Here is a 22869-nt window from a genome sequence, read left to right on the forward strand (position 1 = left end):
ACGAGTGTATTGCTTTTGAAGGGGGTAGGATTAGCGAAAGGGGAGAATTCCTTTTTAAAAGAGGATCTAAAAAAATAGAGGTCAGCTTGCTACATGAAGTAATGCAGAAAACTGACCGGCACATATGAGGTCATAACTTGATATTCAATCTTGCTTTTCGTCCACTGTATCATATAAAGAGATGATATTGGTAATTCTTTCAGCATGATCATATATGTTATCCAGGTCTTCAATATAAATTCGTTCTTCTTTTTTATGATCATCAAATAATCCAATATATTTTTTTCCTCCGTTGAAGTGTAATCTACAAATCGGTTTTCTATTATTATCATCTAACAATACTCCAAAGTAACTTTTTGTATCTCTGGAAAAGATCCTATCTAAGGAAACTACTTTTCTCAGAATTGCCTTGATTATCCTGAACCCTTCAGTTTCTTCGTCAGTCGTAATAATACCCTTTTTATCATTAGTCAAGATAGGTCCTTCATCATCTGTTTCAGTTTCTACCTTAACGATGTCTTTTTCATTGTCTAAAGCGTTTTGTAAGCGAGCGCTTATCATATCACTGATTAGATATTTTGCTGCCTTTTGTACAAGTTCAGTAAACTGTTCTTGGATTTTTTGTGTGACTCTACCTGTATAAACTTTTGTAGCAAAATATCTGACAAATTCCTCAGATGGTTCCTTCAGTTCTTTTGATAAAATTTCTCGAATTTGTTTCGAATATTTTAAATCACTTGCAGAATTAACAATGTATTCTAAATCGAACTGGTTCTTTTGGAATTTTTTCAACTCATTCACAATGTTTTCATTTAAATTTTCAAATGAAAATTCCAAAAAAGGCCGATCATCCATTTTGTTTTTTTCATCCAAGTCCGTAAAGAAACGGTAGGTAATTCCATTTGTTAATACTCCAAATCGTGTTGACGAGACATGGAAATATCGATGAAGCTGTGTATGATGTACATCCAGTACTTCATCACAATGTTTACATTCAATGATCATTATAGGCTCTCCATCTTTCAAGATACAGTAATCAATCTTTTCACCCTTTTTGATCCCTAAATCAGCCGTAAATTCCGGCACTACTTCCAAAGGGTTAAATACATCATATCCAAGTGTAGAAATAAAAGGCATTACAAATGCATTTTTAGTAGCTTCTTCAGTTTGTACTTGATCTTTCATTTTCAAAATACGATCCTTTAGTTCTTCCAAGCGGTCAATGAAATCCATGGTCATAAAAAAATTAAAGGTTATATATTATACTTAATGAGATTTCCTTTATTAGTCCATTCGCTTCTAATGATGCTTTACTTCCTTAAAAAAATCATATAATGACCTTCTTAAAGTGTATCTAAGATTAAGTTAATAAAAATAACTATTTATGTGTGTTTTTTTTGAGATGTAATTATTGCGGAGTCAATGACGATATTTTGTAGTTCAAACTGAAACTTAGATATAACCCGTTGTTAGTGGTAGTGAATACGTAAATAAACATCTTAACCCTGATGCTTATCAAGCAATGATACAACAATCTTTTGGAGGCGAAGTACAGGTGCCTGGCTTCTGAATAGTTGGCTTTCCATGATGGCATTTTCAAATAAAGAATACACCTGGTAAGCCAATTCGGAATCTTCCAGTTCCGAAGCAAAAAACTTTTGAAGTTCCAATTTATGGTATTGCAGGGCTTCAAAAATCTTCGTCTTTTGCGGAGGGGTTTCCGAGAGCATATTCAGAAAACTGCAGCCTCTGAAATCGTTTTTTAAATTGTCGTCAATGATCGCATCGAAGGCCGCAATGACTTTATTGGGCTTGTCCCTTAAAAATGCCCGGAAGTCTTGTTCCCATTTCCGGTGGCGTTCTTTCAGGTAGGCAATGCAAAGGTCGTCTTTGGTAGGAAAATGATAATAAAGACTGGCTTTGGCCACCTTTGCCTCCGCAATCACTTGGTTGATTCCGGTAGCATTATACCCTTGCTTGTGAAATAGCGCAGTGGCAATATGTAAGATTTTTTCCCGGGTGGATACTTTGTCTTCTTTTTTCACAATATGTTTGTTAAATCACAGAACCGGGCAAATCGTAGGATTCGCCCGGTTAAAGTTAGTATTAATACAGGATTTATTTCACATTTCGCATAAATGAGCGAATGTTTGCAATGATTTCCTCCCCGAATTCTTCCAAGGCAAAGTGTCCGGTATCGTAAATATGATAGTCAATTTCTTTCACATCCTTTTTGTAGGCTTCCGCACCTGCTTCCGGAAAGAATTCGTCATTTTTTCCCCATGTAATCAACAAAGGGGGCTGGTGGACTCGCAAATACTTTTGCCATTCAGGATACAAAGCCACATTGTTTCTATAATCGTAAAAAAGATCCAGTTGAGCCTTGTGGTTGCCCGGGCGTGATATTTTCAGAAAGTCCAGGTTCCAATTGTCCGGATTGATAGCCTGAGGGTTTTGTGTACCATGCGTATATTGCCACTTAATTCCTTCAAGTGTGAACGCTTCAAGTGCTGCTCTTTCATTTTCCGGTGAACGGTCTTTCCAAAGTCGTTTTAGCGTTGCCCAAGCGGTTCCCAAGCCTTCTTCATAAGCATTTCCGTTTTGTACAATCAAGGCCTTTACTCTCTCTGGATGGGCTGTAGCGATGCGATAGCCGATAGGAGCCCCGTAATCTTGCACCATAAGGGTGTATTCATCCAATGACAAGCTTTCCAGGAATTTATCCATAATGGAGGCCAAATGATCAAAGGAATATGTGAATTGTTCCGGTGAAGGGTATTCACTTTCTCCAAAGCCGGGATAATCCGGAGCAATGAGATGGTATTCATCCGATAGTTTGTCCAACACTTCTCGGTACATATGTGAAGACGTAGGAAACCCGTGTAATAGGACGATGGTTTTGTTTTTAGGATCTCCGGCTTCCCGGTAAAAGATGTTGAGCCCTTCTACTTTTTGGAATTTAAATTTAGTTTTTGTCATGATCTGATCGTCTTGTTGGGTCTTATGGGTTGATTTTGTGCAACTTGTGAATTGCATTAAACAAATTAAAAGTAAAGTTTTCATGGATTTAACAGATTTATACAGATAGGTCTGTATGATTTATATTTAAAAGAATACCCTTACTAAGAAATAAGGGTGATATTGAATTAGGTTGATCAACTTGTGAGCAAAGGTATTGAGAATTTTTTATCCAGACAAGTCTGTCTGAAAATTTAAATATGATTTATGCATTATCTTTGGAAGAGGGGGGAATTAAGGTTGATTTTTTAATTCCTTAGCCAACTCATGAATGGCCTTATTGGTTTTGTCAAAATAGCTTGCGATAATTTGCAAGTCATCTTCCGAAAATTGCTGGTAGACTTCAGTTAATTTTTCTTGCAGGCGGGTAAACATTGGACCAAACACCTGGAAAGATTTTTCCTGATCCGGAACAATCAGTACTTTTCGTCTGTCTTTTGGGTCTTTTTCTCTGTTTACAAATCCTCGCTTTTCAAGACGATCGATCACACCGGTAATGGCTCCGGTGGTCAAGCCGGTTAAAATAGCAAGCTCTCCGGCTGTCATTTTAAAGTAATGTGTGAAGTGATGCTTCAATCGAAGAGATAATAGGGTAGAGGGTACATTTGAGAATGAGGACAAGCCTTTTGTAAAAACTATTTTGTACGAATATACTTTCACTGAAAGTAAACATTCAATCACTTAAAGACACTTCAAAACCATGGAAAAAATAGCAGTAAACAGGAATGTTGAAATGCATTTAAGCCTTAGCAGGGCTGATCTTTGGCTGTTTATATGTCTCTCAACGTATTTTATAATGAATGGTGCTCAGCTGTGGGAAACGGTCATCATGACACCTGCCTGGACAGCAGCTCCTCCGGCATCCTTGGTCTTTTTTCAAGCTCCCTATGGTTTGGATTTTAAAGTTTTTTGGATTGTCGTGCATTCGTGTCATGAGGTGATCTTTCTTCTGGCGCTTGTTTTTAACTGGAAGATCAGAGCGAGAAGGTTGCCTTTGTTAATATTGTTTGTCGTACATGTGGCCATTCGTGTTTGGACGTTGGCTTATTTTGTCCCAACCATTATTGAATTTCAACACCTACCTTTTAGCAATGCCATCGATCCGGAATTGGTAGTAAAAGCGGCTCAATGGAGGCATCTCAATTATCTGAGAGTCGGCCTGTTTTTCATCGTCAATCTTTTGTTCATTCCTGTGTTTTCACTTCAATCAACTCAACAGTGAATATAGATACAATCATGCTACAATGTAGCTTGTACCCGGTCTATGGAAGAACCCAACAATGCGGTGGTTAAATCCAAGTCGGCTTATCAACCAACGAATGATCACTTGATGTCCCCCAAAAGGAAAAAGTTCTCAATCAATAAGAAAGCACCAATAAGGAGCCGTAGAAAATAGTACCGGAAGGCAGGAGGGATCAATATAAGGCAATAAATAAGGGGTTATCTTACTGAGAAACAAACCATGGTAAGATAAGCCCCTATGTTCATTCAATTGAGTTGTCCATCGTGGGGATTTGGATGGATAAGGTTGCTTACATTATCGAACCAGCCTTACTTGGGTTGCAATAGGACCTTTCTCACCCATCTCTACTTCAAAACTCACTACATCATTTTCCCTCAATTCGTCTTCATCCAGGACATTTTTTACATGCACAAAAACGCTTTCTTTTGTTTCTGAATCCTTGATAAACCCAAAACCTTTCGACTCGTTAAAAAATGTTACAGTTCCCTTTCTTACAGGGTCAGGGGCTTCAGCAGAATCTTGTTTAGGTATGCTAATTTCGATATTCTCTTTTTTGACTTCCTGCTTCTGGTTGGGGTCAGGGGGAGTGGAGGTAATCATGCCAAACTCATCTACATAGGCAATCATGTCATCCAGATTGCTCGATTTCTCCCTTTCCTTTTTGGCTAACCTTTTGGCCTCTTTTTCTCGCTTCTTTTTTTCTTTTTTGTTTCTTACTTCTTTTTTGTGAAATGTTTCTTGTGATCTACCCATAAATTAATTTTTAATTGATTAAATAAACATTTTGACGAATATTGAATCTATGTAACACGATCTCCACGTTCTTAATTTCCGAAAGTCGAAATAGTTGAGGTCCGCATTCTCAATACAATGATTCACCGAATACTTTAAAGATAAGCTTTTTTTTATAAGTGGGCTAAAGCATGTTTGAATTAAATTCTTCTTGGCCTATGGCATATGTTGCTTTTGCTCACTCTTTTAAGAGTATGTTTAAATTTCATCCTTTGGCTCAAAAACTCCCATTTCAGGGGCCTCAGTGCAGTATTTTGAGAGCCCTCAACTGAGAATTTAACCACCAAAGAAGCGGGCTCTCGAAGGAGCCTCTCCCACAACGAAATTTAGACATGCTCTAAACAGGGAATGCTCCCATGTAAAACAATTTGACAATAAGAAAGCCTGTCATGCATGACAGGCTTTCTTATTGAAATTCACGGAATGTAGAAGCAATTAAACTACCTTAACATTAACGGCATTTAATCCTTTTCTACCTTCTTGTAAATCAAACTCAACAACATCACCTTCTTGAATGCTGTCGATTAATCCTGAAACGTGTACAAAATATTCTTTGTTTGTACCTTCTTCGATAATGAACCCAAACCCTTTTGATTCATTGAAGAACTTTACTGTGCCTTTATTCATTGATGAAAATTAAATAATAATGATATAATGAGGCAAAGGTATTGTTATATCATTTTATCTGACAATTTTTAGCGCTTAAATTTTATTTTTTTCTTCACTTAATTTGTTAACTATCTGATATTGAGTGATTTGTATTTTTTTGTTAAAATGAGAAAAAACTACAAAAAGTGATTTTTTGTAGTGAATTTGCTGGCATTAGTAGAGTTTTCAGGTTTGAGGTTAGTTTTGAATTGTCTTCCGTTACTTCCCATAATTCTATAATTTAATACCTGTTTAATTGTATTTTCATCAAGGATATTTGACAAAATATGCCTTTGATATATGTACAGCTCATGTAATTCTTACCTTATCGAGTTTTTCACATAATTCGATATTGGAGAGTGTTCCGCTTTTTCTTTGGCTTGAAGAGTTAAAATCCCTTGCAAGGAAATGCGTACAATTTTCAATGGCAGTCAGGTCTCTTTGCCGGTCATCTGCAAAGCCTCCGCAAAGTTGCCACTGACCCACTGTGGTTTTATATTGATCTGGAAGATACCTCGGTCGCTCCCCAATATGGTAAAGGGTAACATTTTGCGTAACAGATTTCAGTAACTCCATTATCAAAATGTCCACTCCTCTAAAATCGCAGACTGAAAAAGAAACATGCGCTTGAGTACTATATTTCCTCAACGGTTTTTCATAAAATTCCAAAAAGTCAGAAAAACGGATATTCCCATTTCCAAAAATGAATATATTCATTGGTAAAGTAGTTGATGGATGCTTTAAAGGATTTGCTTATTAAAGGCAGGTTTATATTTTCTCCAGGTTCTCTTTTGTGAATTTTCCGGGATTGTTTCCTGTATTTACCGTAGAGATGGGTTCAAATAACATGACCGATACTTCTTGTTCTGCAACGGGGCGGTGTTCTACTCCTTTGGGGACAATGATGAATTCATGTTCATGTACTTCAACGGTTTTGTCACGAAACTCCATACGGAGCTTCCCTTTGAGTACATAGAACATTTCATCCTCTTTGTCATGTTTGTGCCATACAAATGTTCCGTACAGTTTTACCAACTTGACATGTTGCCCATTCAATTCACCTACAACCTTTGGGTTCCAGTAGTCTGAAAAACCGGAAAGTTTATCTTCAAGTGTTACTTTTTCAATTTTCATCGTTGAATTTATTTTTGACAATCGTTTAGGCTTATCAAATATAGCCGGTGAATTGAATTTTATCTTCAAACAAGATTAGCATGAAAAAATCCCCTGAAATTATCGGTTCAGAGGATGATGTACTTTTAATTTTTATATGTTTTCCAGGCGGTCAGGGAGTAATTTATCGATCCAATCGTCATATTCCCCATCGTAACCGACTTTTCGTTGCAATGCTTCTGTTCTGTCCAGAATGCTTTGAATCACTTCGTCCGGCATAAATTTCTTTTGTTGAATTTGCTCTGCAATGCTACTGATTTTCTTTTCAATGGTGCTTTCTGTGGTGCGTAACCATTTTTCGTAATCATTTTCCTGCCAATCAAAAAAATGATCCATCACCTCCAGGGAAACTTCCTTTCCATGCTCCAACGATTCTTTGATATTGCCTCGGCCGGTGACGGCATTCCCTAAGGCAAATACATGCTCATAGCCTTCCACTTGGCAGCTTTTAGGATCAGTAAACCGGAACAAAGGCCCGTCAAAAGGAATGCCCTCTATCTTTTCAGGGATGCTGCCTATGGAAGATATTACCAAGGGGGAACGGGCTGTAAACTCACTGCCAGGTACCGCGACTACTTTTCCATCTTGGATTTCTGTTTTCTGAAAAACCATCCCTTTTAACTGCTCTTGTTCCACAAGTTTGTCAACAGGCATGGCACAGGGTTCAAAATGAAACAAGTATTTATTTTGAAAGTTTTCCATGATTTTTTGAGCAACCTTTTGAGCTTTGGCTTCGGCTTCCGGTGTATCTTTGGCGATGGGAGACAAGGGCATGTCTATGGCTCTTCTACGATAGTACAGAGTGCAGCCTGTCAGGCCAAGGTCTTTCAAGGTGAGGTGATGGTCGTCCAGAACTTTTTTGATGCTTTTTTCCAGGGTAAACATGTCGGTTTGAATTCCCCGGTCTTCCAGTGCTTGGTGTACGGTTTCGATCATCAGAACTTTTACCACATCCAAGGAAGCCAAGCCTCCGCCAATCACAATAGCATTATCACGAATGGGGTAATAGGGTCCTTGGTAATCGGGTTCATGAAAGTGATTGAACCAATAAATAAAGGGGTTTTGGTAAACTAAGCCTTTGTTAACGTATTGATCAATACCAGGAACGGGCAAAGGGCGGTCTTTCCACGCTCCGGTGGCCAGTAAGATGGCTGAAAAGCCCCAGTTGTTTACCAAGTCATCGAAAAAAATATCTCTGCCCAACTTTACCCCGGGTACATAGCGAATATGCTCTTGGCTTAATTTGCTGTCAATCGCCCTTTCCTCTTTGTCTCTGAGCTTGACATGCCATTTGGGCAACCCATCTTCAATTTTACCATAGGGAAGTAAATTTTGATCAAAAACGACTACTCTGAAGCCTCGTTTGGCTAATTGATGTGCAGCTTCCGAGCCGGAAACGGCTCCTCCGATAATTGCGACAAAATGATGACCGGTGAGATTTTCCATAGTGCTTTTCGGGTGTTTTTCAGGAAGATAAGAAAATACATGGAATATGTAAAACCCTCAAATTAATATTTTGCGAACCGCTTCTTTTCTCTTGAGAAATAAAAGTCAATGAGTACAAAGCTGTAAGTGAAGTGAATTAACCTTTTTCTTTTTCCTGAAAAATGTTTCAAACAGGCCTTCTCTGTGTGCCTTTTTTCAACAATAGCTTTGGCTATTCTTTTCAAAAAGTGCCTTGATGAGCCGGTTTTGATTCTATGTTCGGTCAAAAACTATTCGTGTCAACCACCTCAGTGTGTTAAAAGAAACAGTGCAAAGTGAAAAAAAGATGAGAAGTATTTTCCGGGGCTTGTCTATTTTTGGAAATTACGGGGAAATGAAGCGCTTTAAACGCTATCAACCGCCCAATATAAACGAAGTTTCATATTACGATGTAGAGAAAGATGGACTCAATAGAAATTCTCATTAAAATACGAAAAATTGTCCGCTCGATTAATTTGGAGTCAAAACGTATTCAAAAGGATTTTGGAATTAGCATTCCGCAATTATTGTGTTTGGGGCACTTGACCCAATGCGAAAATTATCAATCGACTCATAGTGAGTTGATGCAATTGCTCAGTTTGAACTCGAGTACGGTGACGGGGATTATCAATCGCTTGGAAAATAGGGGGTTGGTTGCGCGTTTGCCTAAAATGGGAGATAAACGGATTACGTACATTGCCTTGACCTCCAAGGGCTTTAAATTGCTTGAGGATACGCCTAATATTTTGCACGATCAACTTTCTGCTAAAATTGATAAATTGCCCCAAGGAAAGAAAGAAATGATCAAGGAGGCGCTTGAAATAATTATTGAGGCCTTGCATATTGAAGAAATAGATGCTTCTCCTTTATTGACCATTGAAGAACCTATTGGGAAGAAAGAGGAGCAACATGAAGAGTAGGCAAATGTTCTACTCACCCGGGCCCATTTGTATATAATTACTGGGCTCGGGTGGTTGATGCAAAACGGGTTTAGAGCATTGGAGAAAGTACACAGTGTTGAAAAGGAAGACGCAAAAAGATTTCCAGGACTCCTTCTGATGGGCTGCCGAACGTTAATTTTCCTTGATGTTGTTGTACTACACTGTAACATACTACCAAACCTTTATCTTTTTGTAGTAAGGCGGTATAAGGGTTGATCAATGCTTCCAGTTCGCCTGCTTCCAGGTGTTTGCCGTTTATGCGAAGGGTTAGTTCGGTAGTAGGCGCTTCGGCAGGGTCAGCCTCAGCCATTTGCAAATGGAGGTATAATTTCCCCTTATCTTCAATTCGTTCCAAGGCAAAACGAAAGAGGTTGTACAAGGCAATTTCAAACTGAGGCAAACAAGCAAATTCTTCTATCTCTTCATAATCCTTAATGATCCGCACCTTTTCCGGAGGTCCACACTCCTGTAATACACTGTCAATTAAATCCGGGTAACTGCGATTCGTTTTTTCGACCTTGGATAAAGCAGCTTGTTTTTGTAAAAAATGAATGCTTTTTCTCAGTTGCAGGCATTTTTCATTTATTCCTTCTGTCAGTGCTTTGGTTTCCAGTAATTTGAAATCCACTTGTTGCTCTTGTGCATATTGTGTGATGGGAAGCTGTTCGTCTATCTCTTCCAAGAGTTTGTAGATGCCGGCAATCGCTTGCAGGTTGTCTTCCAGTAAGGTTAAATCTTGTTGGATATCTTTGACAGGGACAGGAAGCGTAGAGGTGATGGCATCTGCCATCAGTTGTTCGGGAGACAATTCAGTCTTCTCTTTTAAGGCCGTTTTTAGTTTTAGTATTTCATCTTTTAAGATGTCGGCCTCCTGAGAGGAAGCTGTTAAGAAACTTTCTTTTTGAGCGTTCTCCCGTAATTGATTTTCCAATATTGCTTGCGTTTGATCCAGTTGCGCTTTTTGAGAAGCAAGCTCTTGGCGAAAGCTTTTTTGGACGTAAAAAGCCAAAGAGATAATTATACCGGCAATGATGAGCATACTACTCCATTCTACTAGATGGTTAGGAGGTAGCCAAATATTGGAGTCGTTCCATTGAATGGCTTCTTTGATAAACAATGCAGCAACCATAATCAACAAGGTAGTAAGCCATGGCCAAAGACGCTCTTTGCCGGAAAATAAAGTGAGGGGAAGCAGTATACTACTAACAATGATTAATTGTATATGCAATACGATTCCGGGCAAGAAAAAATAGGTATTGACAGGAGTGGAAACTGCTATGGTCATTAAAAAGACAAAACCCGGTAATAAGATACTGGTGAATGACCGGTTTAAAATAGTTGATCCTAGGTGGTTAAGTGCAAGGGCTCCGGTACATAGAAACATAAAAGCGATGGAAGGCCAGGCATAATTGCCTAAGCCCGAAACCCATAAAGCAATACTGATGACCAGAAGTGTTAAAAAAACACTGAGGCAAATATGATTACTGAGTTTTAATTGCCTTTGCAAAGAAAGCGATTGAGAGGAATGGACACCTCTGTTGCTCAACCAGCGCCAGCCGTGATGAGGAGTTTTCATGTCTCTATTGAGTAAGTGTTTAAGAGATGTTAAAAATGCCTAAAGCTTTTCGAATATTTAATTTTAAAACCTAACTTTCGTCAAAAATAAAAAGGAAAAGTAAAATCAACAGTATGAAACTCAAATTGACATTTGTTGCGCTTATTTGTGCAATTGTGGGACTGACTAGCACAAACAGTATTGCTCAAAAATTTACAGGCTTGGATAAAAGCCCTTTGGATCTTGCTTATTTCCCCCAAAGTTCAGGCTATAAAAAGGATGTCAAACCTGTGATGAGGGTTATGTATTCCCGGCCTCAGAAAAAAGGGCGGAAGGTATTCGGCGGTTTGGAAGCTTATGACAAAGTATGGAGAGCCGGGGCGAATGAAGCGACAGAAGTGATTTTCTTTGAAGATGTGAAATTGGGTGGAAAAGATATCAAGGCAGGTACCTATACCTTGTATGTAATTCCTACTGCGGATCATTGGACGGTAATCCTGAGCAAAGACACGAATGTATGGGGAGCCTATTCGTATGATCAAGCCATGGATGTAACTCGTATCGAAGTGAAAACCCAAAAGACACCTTCAGCGGTAGAAGCTTTTACTATTATGTTTGAAGGAAAAGGCCCTAAAGGAAAAATGCTGATGGCCTGGGACGATACTATGGTGGAAATACCGATCAATAAATAATTGAAGGGAAGAAATGCTCCTCTTTAGGGCATTTGTTTTCGAATTCGCAATAATGTTTTGCCTGAAGAGATAAAAGAAGCCGATGAAAATAAATGTTTTCATCGGCTTCTTTTATTAAGGAGCTTTTATCTTAACAAGTACAATTTGCCAAAGCCTTTCTTAAACATATGGTCTGCCGAAGTTTCCCGGTGTTCAATGGAATTGCCGTTGGCACGGGTGATGACCCGGTAAAAGTACGGCCCATTTGCCAATTGCCCGCCAAATTCATCCCGGCCGTCCCAAGCATACTCTGAGATGTTATGTCCGATTTTGATTGGGCCTAATTCATCCTGGGTAATTTCTCTGACCACCCGACCGGATACTGTTAGGATTTGGATTTTAATTTGATCCGGAATAATATTTCCCGTAAGGGTGAACACAAACCGGACCTTGTCCGAAAAGGGGTTAGGGTAGGGGTAAAAATGAGTGATTTTCGACTCGTTGATGACTTCAAAACGGGTTTGATAAGGTTTTAAACCGGACTTGTTTCCCGAAATATCGCTGGCTTGTACCATCAAGGTATAAATGCCGTCTTCGAGCCGTTCAGGTTGATAATCTACTTGAAAAGAATTGTTTTCCGAACCCAACCATGTGACTTGAGGGGTGGCAAAATAAATCCGTTGAAACTCACAATCATCACAGGTTTTCATATACAATTCCATACCCGTAGTATCCTTTCGGATCAGGTGTTTGTTTTCATCTTTAAGAGTAATACTGATCAACGGAGATGGAGAGACGATTTCGCCATCCAAGATATGCCTACCGTCAAAAAGTACATCCAGAATAGGGTTGGTGTTGTCTATAGATACCTTGTAGTTTACCTTTAATACATTATTTTCATAAATCTGCTCAGGCTGAAGGCGAGGGTTGACCTGGACGTTTAATTCATTTTTGCCTCCGAAACCTATGCTTGGTATAGCGCTCTCAAATGCCAGGGACTGGTTGGCTTTTAATGTACCCAATGTATCGTACAATACCTCTTGTTTGTTGGTTTCAAGATTTTGAAGGCTGTATTTTACGATCAGGGATTTTTCAAAATCTACTTCCGACACGTTGACAAAACTAAATTTGTACCGGATACTGTCACCTTCTTGAAAAGAGGGTAAAGGGTCTTGCTCGGGGGCTTTTCCGGCAAAGAAAAGCATTCCTTCAGGCATGGGTTCGTAGAAGACTTTCCAATCCTTCAACTGCATGGGCGTTTGTTGTGTGAGGTCTTCTATATCGGCCATTAATCTTAAGTAAGGGTATTCGGAGGCATTGATGTTACTGAGGTCTTCGTGCGTCAGATTCACGGCTTCTTGCAAAAGGGTCTCAGTACCGTTCAGGTTAATTCCGTAAAGGTCTACCTTTACCAGGTCTTGCTCCGAATCTTTGTCGTGGAATTTAGCCCAACTATGTCCCCAGGCCTGGGCCGGCCCAATGATGGTCGAGCTGATGGTGCCTTGCCGGTTGTCGAGTACTATTTCAAAATCTCCCGTAATGACCTGTTCGTTCGGAGGGGTACCACTGACGTTTTCCGGTTGGGCAAAAATCTCCGTAGCCGAATTTGCCGGGGCTCCCATTTTGCCAAAGGCAATATAAGGCTCTCCATTTTTAACTTTCGCTTGTAGTTGGTCGGTGTCGATACCGATTTTGACCAATTCTTCCCAGTTCCAACTCTTTAGCGTTTCCATTTGAAAATCTCCAATCGTCATCACAAGTACATAATCATCCTGTTCGATTTTCCGGAAGATGGAGCGCAAAGTACGCCAACCGGAGTTAAGCATATTTTCCTCTTGCCAGGTAGCAGCCCGGTGATTGTTAGGGTTTCCGGGGACGGCACTACCACAGGTTAAAGGTGTATTGTACCAGTTAAATGGGTAGTTGTAAATGATGCCGTTGTCTTTGTCAAAGGGAATGATTAAGAGCCGGCCTTCGCTACATTCCCCATGGTCGATCACCCGGACTCCGTTAACATCCAGTGAATAGGTGTGCGGGCTGTCATGTGCTCCTCCGGTTGTCTTGGCGAAGATTTCGATCTTATCCCGGATAAATGCCCATGTCCTGCTTTGTTCATGGCGTCTGATCCGGTTTACCTCATCTTTTTTGAATTGAGGGAAATGGCTTTGCGACCAGCCCGAAGGACTGTCTTTGATATAGATGAAAGACGTAGAAGCCCAGGTGGTATCGTCTTCCGGACCCAAATCCCGGTACCTGACCCTGGCATAGTATACCAGTGAGTCTGTATCATTATCCGATAACAAATGGGTAGCCCATTGAGGTGTGATACTGGCTAAAACTTCCGTTTCCTGAAAAGCCGGGCTGTTGAATGAATCGGTGGTATCCAATTGAAATGTATAATACCTCTCTTCGGAATAGGGATCGGTGTTTTGAGCAAATAAATTAACGGGTTGAGTACTGACAATGCTGAACTCTTGAGGAGTGATGAGGTTCATGGCTCCTCTCGGTAGTGTCAGTTGTATTTGACCTGTATTATTGTTTTCGTTCAGTTCTTCAATAGAGGCATTATTATCCAGAATCACTTCAAACGTATTGGTCCCATGGCCAATGATGGCATCTTCAGCGGAGCGGGGAACCGTAAAGTACAAGGTGTCCTGATAGTAAGGAGGTTGTACGATTAAGGGGGCATACTCTTTTACCGTGCCGTTTTCATAAATGCGCCTGACCGTAATGTCCATAGGGTTGTGGGAAACTTTGCCGAAATTGGAAGTGACAATGCCGATTTGAAAAGAATCTGTTTGGACTGTAATGGCCTCTTCCGGGTTAAAGGGCTGGATGAACAAACTCTCATCATCAATTTGGTAGTCCGGTTGCGTTGCTGCGAAAAGCCGGATAGCCGGGTCGCCTTGCAATACAAATTGTTGTGCGTTTGCCCAGAATAATTGATTGCCAGGATTTAACGCTATATACCGTTTGATGGTTTCCTGAAAAGCTTTTCCGACGGGATAATTCAGATATACGTCATCTGCTAATAAGGTACTATAAATTTTGCTGCTATAGGAAAACAAAGATCCATCCAGGCCTAGGTCGCTATGGGCGGAGAATAAGATGGCGCCTTTTTCCGGAGTGAGGGTCCAATCTTCTCCCAGCGAGACATTCTTTGCATAGATATCCCCGGCATTACATCCGTTAATCAAAAACATGGGGTATTTGCCCTTGTTCTTATATCCCAATAATTCATCACTGGCTTTTCCAATATCGATATCGGTGGCTGTTGTACTGGAGTGCCCGAAAAAGGTAACCATCAATAGTCCTTGGTTTATGTCATCGGATACATCGATGAATTCAACCGCTTCCGAGGTCGTTTTAGAAACGGTTTTTACTTGCCCCCCGACAAATTCAGCCTCCGCTATCCCTTTTAAAGCATCTACAAATGCCCGCATTTTTCTGTGTTCGGCAGTTGTTCTCCCCCCACTGATATGTAAAAGATGTTTTCTCCGTAGATTATCGAATGGAGCATTTTCAAATTCAATCACTTTGTTCAAGTAATCAATTACTTGTTCCGGTTGGTTGACAGAAAGCCGGCCTGTGGCCAAGGCGGGATCATGAAGGGTTCCGTTCAGTCCTGCGGTAATGGCATTGTCAGAACAAGGCTTTCCGTAACAAGGAACTAAACTGCGAAAAGGCCAGGATTCGCTCTCCGGTCTGCTGTTTTCATATTGAAGGGTCAAGTCTAAGCCCTTACCGATTAATAATAAGTATTCGGGGTTACCTTGGTTGAGCAAGTAGTCGGCAAATCTCCGGAAAGCGAGAGGGGTGGTTTCGCCATAGCTAAACTGGTTGTACAAATCCGTTACTTCTGCAATCAGTACTTTATGGTTACCTCCTTCCGGAGCCCTCCGGTATTCCGCATAGGCCTCTATTACATCATCATGTCCGTTGGCAGGTTTCATCAGATCTTTATGGGTGATAATAATATAATCGTTGTGTGTTGGGATGGGATTAAAGTCCACCGCTTCTATGCTGTTTGCCGAACGCCTGGAAGCATTGAGTAAAAGTTGTCTTGAAGATGCCGTACCGGGAATTGTGGCCGTTAAGGTGCTACCGGCAAAGTTGCTATTGATTATTTTTATATTGGAATAATCGCTGATATCATAAAGGGTAGAGTTGTTTCGAACATTGTTGATCACAACCCTTGAGTTACCGGACGGGTTATTGCGAAGCCGAAAAGTTTTGAATGTTTGGTTGTTTGCATTGAATTGTTGCGGATAGGTAAGTTGTACGGAGGCCATAGCTACCCGCTCGTTGTCAGAAGTCGTCTGGTTAATCTGATAGCTTAGCACCACCTGATTTGAAGCCAAATCGGAAAACTCCAATTGGGCAGTGTATTCTTTCATCTCATAATTCTCGAATGTCAGTTTGGTCAATACTCTTTGACTACTCGTATTCGGACCTACAAGGATATCAATATCATGTGGGGTGTTGGACCATCCGGCCAGTCGTAATCGCAAGACAGGTTTGGGGCCGGCCGTAGTTAAGTTGGAGACTGCTAGGGTATAATTGACTTTATTGGTCCCACCATAGACCTTGTCAGTATAGCCTTTGGGCTCCGTGAAATCGGATAAGAACGCTCCGTTTCCAATAGACTTAAAATAGGTAGGGTAAATTCGGCCTTGAGAAAAGGTGTTATTGAAATGCATAAGTGTTTCTTCCAAATGGTACCCTTCCGGGCTTAAGCCGGGGTTGTCAGTGCCAAGGGAAGGTATCCTTTTGCCAAAGGAACCATCCAAAGTAAAAGTGAGAAAATAAGCCGTTGTATTACTGTAATAGTTAATGTAAGGATTGGTATGGTTTGCCGGGTCATTGTACATAAAGGCATCAAGCGTACCATCGTTTTTCAAACCATAAAATTCCAGGTAATCCGCACTGTTGAATTGCCCGTCTTCTTCTCCTTTTACAGCAATAGCTAACTCTTCTCCTCTGAAAAATAATTGCAATTGTCTGGGGTCAATGCTTTCCACTGGGAATCCCGCATTCTGTAGTTGGGAATAAGTGACCCGGTAAATTCCATCATTTTTGACATTGATTTTAAAATACTCTTTGTTGAAATCAATCCATTCATTACCAAATATTTGACAAAATCCTTTTAAAGGAATTATAAAAGCTAGTGATAAAAGCAAAGGCCTGATAAGAGAGCGAACCGTCATAACTGGATTATTCTATTGTTTTTTGCTAAATGAATACTGCACTGAGAATACATGAGAGTAGAGACCTTCGGCTTGATCTCCGATGTCAGTTAAGGCATAATCAATGGTGAACGCTTTGATTTGTAATCCCAGTCCAAAGTTGGGTTGAAAAGAAGTGGATGTACTTCCGTTAAAGTCCTTAATTTTTTGAAATTGGCCGATTCCCCCCCGGATAAAGACCGTTTTCTTATAGTTCAATTCCATTCCGGCATGTGGATCGATCGAGGCAAAATCTGAGTGAGCCAGTGTATTTCGTTTGCCATCAAACGTAATGTCAGCCCCGGCCGTAATCATCACTCCTGCAATAGGTTTTTGGCCTTTTTGCTTAAGGAAGTCCCAGTAATATGCCCCGTCCAGAATCATACGGGGCAAGGTGATTTCCACAGAATTATCGGGAATGGTATTACCCGTTTGGTTGAATACATCGTAAAAGGTTTCCGGGTTGAAATACCAGGCATTGTACGTACCGGTAATATCCCTGCCTACCAGTCCCAAGCGCCAGTTTTTATGCTGCCATTGTGCTCCTACGTCTAATCCAATGCCCCATGCATTAGCAAAGATGCCCACAGAGCGATGAATGACTTTGAAGTTAGCCCCAAGTTGTAAGTTTTTTAAGTTGGGGAACAAGCGGGCATAGGAAAGGATAAAAGCATAATCGGCTGCTGAAAAGGAGCGAATGTTGTTATAATTCAAGTTTCCGTCCGCATCAAACAAAAAGCGGGTATCGGGGATATCGTCCACGCCGAAACGGATGATAGAGGCTCCCAAACGGCTTAAGGAATCAATTTTTAGGGCAAAACCTCCGTAATCGTAATTGGCCATTCCGGCAAAATAAGAGGCGTGCATTAAGGAAAAGGCATAGTCGTCTTGGATATGGAGTAAGCCTGCGGGGTTCCAATAGCCGGCAGTAGCATCCTCTGTTATGGCCACCTGGGCATTGGCCATGGCCAATGCTCTAGCTCCTACACCTATTGCCAAAAATTCATTGCTGTATTTGGGCGTATTCTGACTCCAGGCCCAAGTAGGAAGAAGCAAAAGCAACAAGAAAAACCAGGGGTGTTTCATTGAAATTTTCTAATTAAAAAAATACGATTATCGGTTTAAAAAATAGTAGACACAAGTATTTGAAATGCTTATGTCCTTAGGATGTTGAAAAAAGCAAAGATCTATGGCTACTCAAATATGATTTTAGGAGGCCATTCTAAGGCTCCCTTATAATATTAACTGGAATGGTCGGCAACAATTAGCCATTTGCCTTTAATTTTTTTCCAGATAACTGAAAAGTACCCCTCCTTGTTTCCCCCTTCAAGGCTTAAGTGGTATTTTCCAATCATAAAAATAGCCTTTTTACCTACATATTCTTGATGTAAAATATCAAATTTCAATTCCCCCATTGCCTTTTGGTCCGGATAAGCTTTTTTATACCGCTCCAGTATATTATTCCAGCCCATCGTGACTCCATTCTTTCCGATAAACTTTAATTGCTCCGAATGCCAATAGCCTTCCATAAAGCTCTCAAGGTTTCCCTCGTTCCAGGCTTGTGTCTGACGATCCAATTCGGAGGCAATCATAGCCACATCTTTGTTTTGACCAAAACTTGAAAAAGCAACTGACAACAAGGTGATAAAGAGCAGGTAGTATTTTTTCATAACTGTGATGTTTGGGTGATTAACTGTTTTTGAATTGTATAAAGCCTTGCCAAAATGATGAATGCTTGTTTTTATGGAGAGGGAACTACCTGTCATCGGGAGATTGGTTGCAGGTAGGGGGTTATCGCATATCCGGCTTATTTTGGCTTTCATACCCTTTGTAAAAAATTAAATTAATGAAATTCCCAGACAATTTCTAGAAAAAAAGCATGTGTATTTTGACAGAAATGCCCGGATTTTTACAAATTTTGTTGTACAAACATATGAATTGTAATTTTCATAAAGAGCAAATGAAAATACTTTATCTATTGAGACACGCAAAGTCCAGTTGGAAGGACCTCAATCTGGACGATTTTGACCGTCCCTTAAACAAGCGGGGGAAGCATGATGCACCCTTTATGGGGAAAAAATTTAAAGAACAGGGAATCCTGCCGGATTTGATTTTAGCTTCGCCGGCAAAACGGGCAAAAAAAACGGCCAAAACCGTAGCCCGTGAAATGGGCTACCCGGAGTCAGAAATCCATTTTGACAAACAATTGTATGCCACCAGTGCCACCAGCTTAATCCGATTATTGCAAGGGCAAGATGATGAATGGGAGTCTATTATGCTTGTAGGGCATAACCCGGAATTAACCTTGATGTCTAATGCTCTATCCAACCAATACATAGACAACCTCCCGACAACGGGACTTTCCTGTATTCAGTTGAACGTAAACTCATGGGGGCATATAGAGCCTAAAAAGGGCGAACAAGTTATTTTTGATTTTCCTAAAAGGTATTTATAAGCAATTCAATAAGATCAACCAACTATGTTGTACTTTCTATCCAAGACCCTGGATTTTGTCTTGTTACCATTTTCCTGGGCTATTATTTTTTTGCTCTTGGCTTTGTTCACCAAAAAAGCATTCCGGAGAAAATTATTTATAGGCTTGTCGTTGCTCGTTTTGATTTTGGGTGGAAATGCACCCTTGGTCAACCGGATGATGTTGGTCTGGGAAGTTCCTCCCACTCCTATTTCTTCTCTTGAAGGGCCGTATGATTTTGGCTTGATTCTCACAGGGGTTACCAATAATTATAAAGGTCCCGGTGACCGCTTGCACTTTCGGAGAAATGCGGACCGGGTGTTGCATGCTGCATTGTTGTACCGGAAGGGAATTGTGAAAAAACTATTGATTACAGGCGGGTACAAACCTGTTTTCGGTAAACAACTGGATGAGGCGGCTTCGATCAAGCATTTCTTAATAGACTGGGGGATTCCTGAAAAGGATATCGTATTGGAAAGCGAGTCGCGGAATACGTATGAAAGTGCCGTTAAGACAAAAGCATTGCTGGATCGGCAATATCCGGAAACAGGCCCTTCCATAATAATCACCTCAGGCTTTCATATGCGCAGGTCCATTGCTTGCTTTGAACAAGCAGGAATGGAAGTGCTGCCTTTTAGTGCCGGGTTTTACACCTCTGATCCTGACTATCCCGAAGAGCGACCTGTTGACCCCTTTATGTCACTCATTCCGGAAGCGGGTGCTTTTCAGACTTTTTCGATTCTTTGTCGTGAAATTATGGGGTATGGAATATATAAATTGTTGGGCCGGATTTAATCAAAGCCCTGTGATGTTGCATAAGAAGCAAAACCAACGAAGCAGGAAAAAAATACTTTTCTTGGCAAATTGTATCTATGTGGAATTTGAAAAAGATTTAGACGAATCTTAAAACAAGTGTACACGAAATATAGTAATGTATTCATTTACAGATGGTAAACTTTAAGGATTTGTGAATTGCAGATGATGATTTACTCCGGTAAAAATTCTGTGTATCTTTTCAGTTTTTTGGATGATAGATATTACCTACTTTTGTAGCCAATAAATAGCCCCCGGAAAAACAGATTTTGATGGATCATAAGAATAAAAAAATCATTCAGTCTCTTAACCCTAAGAAAATCCTCATCCCTATCCTGATAGGAGTCGTAGTGGTGATGTTTATGATTTTCAGTGGAGATGGAATTGACTTTCAAGAAGTAAAAGTTCATTTCCAGAAAGCCAATATCTATTGGTTTTTGTTTGCTTTAGTCGTGTTATTTGCCCGGGACTTAGGTTATATTTACCGTATCCGGCACCTGACAGATAAAAACCTTTCCTGGGTATCCAGCGTGTATGTCATTCTCTTGTGGGAGTTTGCCTCTGCAGTCACGCCCTCGGTAGTGGGCGGAACAGCCATTGCAGTCATCATTATGAACCAAGAGAATATTTCTTTTGGAAGGTCTTTGGCCTATGTAATGCTTACGGCCGTGCTGGACAACCTGTTCTTTGTATTTGCCTCGTTATTTGTGCTACTGGCGTTGCCTTTTGATATTTTTCCGAACCTCAAGGAGATGACCGCCTTGCGTTTTGACCTGCCCTTGAAAAGCATCTTTATACTGAGTGTGTCTTTGGTGGCGGTATATACCTTTTTGATGTCCTTCGGATTGTTTTTTCAGCCCCGGGCCTTCAAATGGGTCTTGATCAAAGCGACTAATAACCGGTTTTTGCGCAGGTTCAGAAGTCTGGCCGCACAAAGTGGTGACGATGTGATTACCGCCTCGGCAGTGCTCAAAGGGGAGCGTTGGGACTATTGGGTGAAAGCGGGGCTTTCCACCATTTTCATCTGGAGTGCCCGCTACTTTATGCTCAACTGCCTGATAGCCGCTTTTTCCGGAGTCGATGTTTGGGATCACTTGTTGATCTTCAGCCGCCAAATCATTATGTGGGTGATCATGCTGATATCTCCTACTCCGGGAAGCACCGGTACAGCCGAATATACCTTTGAGTTGTTTTTCGGTGAGTTTTTCGAATATAGCGGTTTGGCTTTGGCTGTTGCCCTTTTCTGGCGTCTTTTCACCTATTATGCCTATTTGGGAGTAGGGGCCATTACCATTCCTCGTTGGATTCAACGGGTTTTTTATAAAGATTTGAAAAAAGAAACCCAAACGGCAGATGAGTCCGAAAATGTATTGAAGGATTAATTTTGCCATACACTTAGTTTGAATAATTAGAAGTAGCCTTTAGGCCTTCTGTAATAAGCGATATATCTTGAATCAACTATTAGAAAATACCGATACCATCATAGCTTTGGCTACTGCACCGGGAAAAGGAGCGATTGCCGTTTTGCGAGTGTCCGGTCCGGAAGCAATTACACTCACCAACAATGTGTTTACCGGAAAAGACTTGACCCAACAGGCCTCTCATACCATTCACTTCGGAACTATCCGGGATGAGGGCGAAATCATTGATGAAGTATTGGTATCCCTGTTTAAAGGACCGAATTCTTATACGGGAGAAAATGTAGTGGAAATTTCCTGTCATGGTTCAGGATTTATCATCCAACAACTGGTGAAGTTGTTTTTAAAACAGGGGGTTCGTTATGCCAAAGCCGGAGAGTTTACCAAGCGGGCTTTTCTCAATGGTAAGTTTGACTTGGCTCAGGCAGAAGCGGTAGCGGATTTGATTGCAGCCGATTCGGAAGCGGCCCATCAGGCAGCCATGAACCAGATGCGGGGTGGTTTTTCTCGACAGATAGCCGAATTGCGGGAAAAGCTGATTCACTTCGCTTCCATGATCGAATTAGAATTGGACTTTAGTGAAGAAGATGTGGAATTTGCCGACCGCTCTGCTCTTCAAACACTAATCAATGAATTGAGTCTTATCATTGAAAAACTGATCGCTTCCTTCGAAGTGGGGAATGTGATCAAAAACGGAGTTCCCACTGTGATTGCCGGAAAGCCCAACGCCGGAAAGTCGACCTTGTTGAATACCTTGCTCAATGAAGAAAAAGCCATCGTTTCGGATATTCCCGGGACTACCCGCGATTTCATCGAAGACGAACTGATCATTGAAGGCATCGGCTTTCGCTTTATCGATACGGCCGGGCTACGGGAAACGGAGGATAGGGTAGAGGCGATCGGAGTGCAGCGGACCTATGAAAAAATGAAAAAAGCTTCTCTGATCATCTATCTGTTTGATATCAATCAGACCTCTGAAGAGGAGCTTCAAGAGCAAATTACGCAACTGGAAAAGCTTGAAATACCTTATATAGCTGTGGCTAATAAAGTGGATTTGTTTTCGGAGGGAGCCTTGCCGGAATACTTAAAAAACCATCCGTATATCTTACCGATTTCGGCTTCAAGCCTGAACCATATGGAGCCTTTGAAAGCCAAATTGTTAGAAATCGTCAATCTGGATTCTTTCAAAACCGGCAACACCATCGTCACCAACGTGCGCCATTACGAAAGCCTGGTCAATACCCAAACCGCTTTGAGCGATGTGCTCAGTGCCATAGACGAAGGTGTGACCGGAGATTTTCTGGCCCTGGACATCCGCAATGCCCTGCACCACCTGGGAGAAATCACCGGAGAAATCACTACAGACGATTTATTGGCGAATATATTTTCCAAGTTTTGTATCGGAAAGTAGTTACTTTTCCTTTTGTTAGCTAAA

At 40.8% G+C, this 22869-nt stretch carries 21 protein-coding genes; 8 read left to right on the forward strand and 13 right to left on the reverse strand.

Annotation, left to right across the window (positions count from 1 at the left end; genetic code table 11):
* Positions 1-144: 144 nt before the first annotated feature.
* From AAG747_RS18715 to AAG747_RS18730, 4 genes are all read right to left on the reverse strand, one after another.
* Positions 145-1233 (reverse strand): type I restriction endonuclease, encoded by a 1089-nt coding sequence (locus tag AAG747_RS18715; RefSeq protein ID WP_346822744.1) that lies wholly within the window; start codon positions 1231-1233, stop codon positions 145-147.
* A gap of 266 nt (positions 1234-1499) precedes the next feature.
* Positions 1500-2045, reverse strand: a complete 546-nt coding sequence (locus AAG747_RS18720; RefSeq protein WP_346822745.1) for a TetR/AcrR family transcriptional regulator — start codon at positions 2043-2045, stop codon at positions 1500-1502.
* A 73-nt stretch (positions 2046-2118) separates the two neighbouring features.
* Positions 2119-2979: an alpha/beta fold hydrolase gene (locus tag AAG747_RS18725; RefSeq protein WP_346822746.1), complete on the reverse strand. Its 861-nt coding sequence runs from the start codon at positions 2977-2979 to the stop codon at positions 2119-2121.
* Positions 2980-3252: 273 nt separating this feature from the next.
* Entirely contained in the window at positions 3253-3594 is a 342-nt protein-coding gene (locus AAG747_RS18730) for a MarR family winged helix-turn-helix transcriptional regulator (protein ID WP_346822747.1), read from the reverse strand.
* A gap of 124 nt (positions 3595-3718) precedes the next feature.
* On the opposite strand from AAG747_RS18730, the gene AAG747_RS18735 reads away from it, so the two are divergent.
* Complete coding sequence (locus AAG747_RS18735) at positions 3719-4240, forward strand: transposase (protein ID WP_346822748.1); 522 nt, start codon at positions 3719-3721, stop codon at positions 4238-4240.
* Between the two features lie 315 nt (positions 4241-4555).
* On the opposite strand, the gene AAG747_RS18740 is transcribed toward AAG747_RS18735, so the two are convergent.
* From AAG747_RS18740 to AAG747_RS18760, 5 genes are all read right to left on the reverse strand, one after another.
* Positions 4556-5014, reverse strand: coding sequence for a cold-shock protein (locus tag AAG747_RS18740; RefSeq protein ID WP_346822749.1), 459 nt, complete (start codon positions 5012-5014; stop codon positions 4556-4558).
* A gap of 474 nt (positions 5015-5488) precedes the next feature.
* Entirely contained in the window at positions 5489-5680 is a 192-nt protein-coding gene (locus AAG747_RS18745; RefSeq protein ID WP_346822750.1) for a cold-shock protein, read from the reverse strand.
* Positions 5681-6010: 330 nt separating this feature from the next.
* Positions 6011-6418, reverse strand: a complete 408-nt coding sequence (locus tag AAG747_RS18750; RefSeq protein WP_346822751.1) for a hypothetical protein — start codon at positions 6416-6418, stop codon at positions 6011-6013.
* A gap of 51 nt (positions 6419-6469) precedes the next feature.
* Positions 6470-6835 (reverse strand): cupin domain-containing protein, encoded by a 366-nt coding sequence (locus AAG747_RS18755; RefSeq protein WP_346822752.1) that lies wholly within the window; start codon positions 6833-6835, stop codon positions 6470-6472.
* A gap of 132 nt (positions 6836-6967) precedes the next feature.
* Positions 6968-8320: an FAD-dependent oxidoreductase gene (locus AAG747_RS18760; protein ID WP_346822753.1), complete on the reverse strand. Its 1353-nt coding sequence runs from the start codon at positions 8318-8320 to the stop codon at positions 6968-6970.
* Between the two features lie 325 nt (positions 8321-8645).
* On the opposite strand from AAG747_RS18760, the gene AAG747_RS18765 reads away from it, so the two are divergent.
* Positions 8646-8786, forward strand: a complete 141-nt coding sequence (locus AAG747_RS18765; RefSeq protein WP_346822754.1) for a hypothetical protein — start codon at positions 8646-8648, stop codon at positions 8784-8786.
* Positions 8761-9258, forward strand: a complete 498-nt coding sequence (locus AAG747_RS18770; RefSeq protein WP_346822755.1) for a MarR family winged helix-turn-helix transcriptional regulator — start codon at positions 8761-8763, stop codon at positions 9256-9258. Before AAG747_RS18765 ends, AAG747_RS18770 begins: the two co-directional genes overlap by 26 nt.
* Before the next feature lie 70 nt (positions 9259-9328).
* Here the strand turns inward: AAG747_RS18770 and AAG747_RS18775 are convergent, their stop codons facing one another.
* Entirely contained in the window at positions 9329-10855 is a 1527-nt protein-coding gene (locus AAG747_RS18775) for a hypothetical protein (RefSeq protein WP_346822756.1), read from the reverse strand.
* A 113-nt stretch (positions 10856-10968) separates the two neighbouring features.
* Here AAG747_RS18775 and AAG747_RS18780 point away from each other — a divergent pair, with 113 nt between their 5' ends.
* Complete coding sequence (locus AAG747_RS18780; RefSeq protein ID WP_346822757.1) at positions 10969-11526, forward strand: DUF2911 domain-containing protein; 558 nt, start codon at positions 10969-10971, stop codon at positions 11524-11526.
* A gap of 125 nt (positions 11527-11651) precedes the next feature.
* On the opposite strand, the gene porU2 is transcribed toward AAG747_RS18780, so the two are convergent.
* The 3 genes from porU2 to AAG747_RS18795 all read right to left on the reverse strand — a co-directional run bounded on the left by porU2 (position 11652) and on the right by AAG747_RS18795 (position 18400).
* Positions 11652-16712, reverse strand: a complete 5061-nt coding sequence (gene porU2, locus AAG747_RS18785) for a putative type IX secretion system sortase PorU2 (RefSeq protein WP_346822758.1) — start codon at positions 16710-16712, stop codon at positions 11652-11654.
* Between the two features lie 12 nt (positions 16713-16724).
* Entirely contained in the window at positions 16725-17816 is a 1092-nt protein-coding gene (locus tag AAG747_RS18790) for a putative type IX sorting system protein PorV2 (RefSeq protein WP_346822759.1), read from the reverse strand.
* 155 nt (positions 17817-17971) lie between these two features.
* On the reverse strand, positions 17972-18400 hold the full coding sequence (locus AAG747_RS18795) for a YybH family protein (protein WP_346822760.1): 429 nt from the start codon (positions 18398-18400) through the stop codon (positions 17972-17974).
* A gap of 290 nt (positions 18401-18690) precedes the next feature.
* On the opposite strand from AAG747_RS18795, the gene AAG747_RS18800 reads away from it, so the two are divergent.
* From AAG747_RS18800 to mnmE, 4 genes are all read left to right on the forward strand, one after another.
* Entirely contained in the window at positions 18691-19185 is a 495-nt protein-coding gene (locus AAG747_RS18800) for a SixA phosphatase family protein (RefSeq protein ID WP_346822761.1), read from the forward strand.
* Positions 19186-19209: 24 nt separating this feature from the next.
* Entirely contained in the window at positions 19210-19998 is a 789-nt protein-coding gene (locus AAG747_RS18805) for a YdcF family protein (protein ID WP_346822762.1), read from the forward strand.
* Positions 19999-20288: 290 nt separating this feature from the next.
* Positions 20289-21398: a lysylphosphatidylglycerol synthase transmembrane domain-containing protein gene (locus AAG747_RS18810; RefSeq protein ID WP_346822763.1), complete on the forward strand. Its 1110-nt coding sequence runs from the start codon at positions 20289-20291 to the stop codon at positions 21396-21398.
* Positions 21399-21462: 64 nt separating this feature from the next.
* The gene (gene mnmE / locus AAG747_RS18815) at positions 21463-22845 is read left to right on the forward strand and encodes a tRNA uridine-5-carboxymethylaminomethyl(34) synthesis GTPase MnmE (RefSeq protein ID WP_346822854.1); all 1383 of its coding nucleotides are present in this window, start codon (positions 21463-21465) and stop codon (positions 22843-22845) included.
* Positions 22846-22869 lie beyond the last annotated feature (24 nt).

Origin of the sequence: Rapidithrix thailandica (genome assembly GCF_039710355.1) — a bacterium.
Classification (GTDB): domain Bacteria; phylum Bacteroidota; class Bacteroidia; order Cytophagales; family Flammeovirgaceae; genus Rapidithrix; species Rapidithrix thailandica.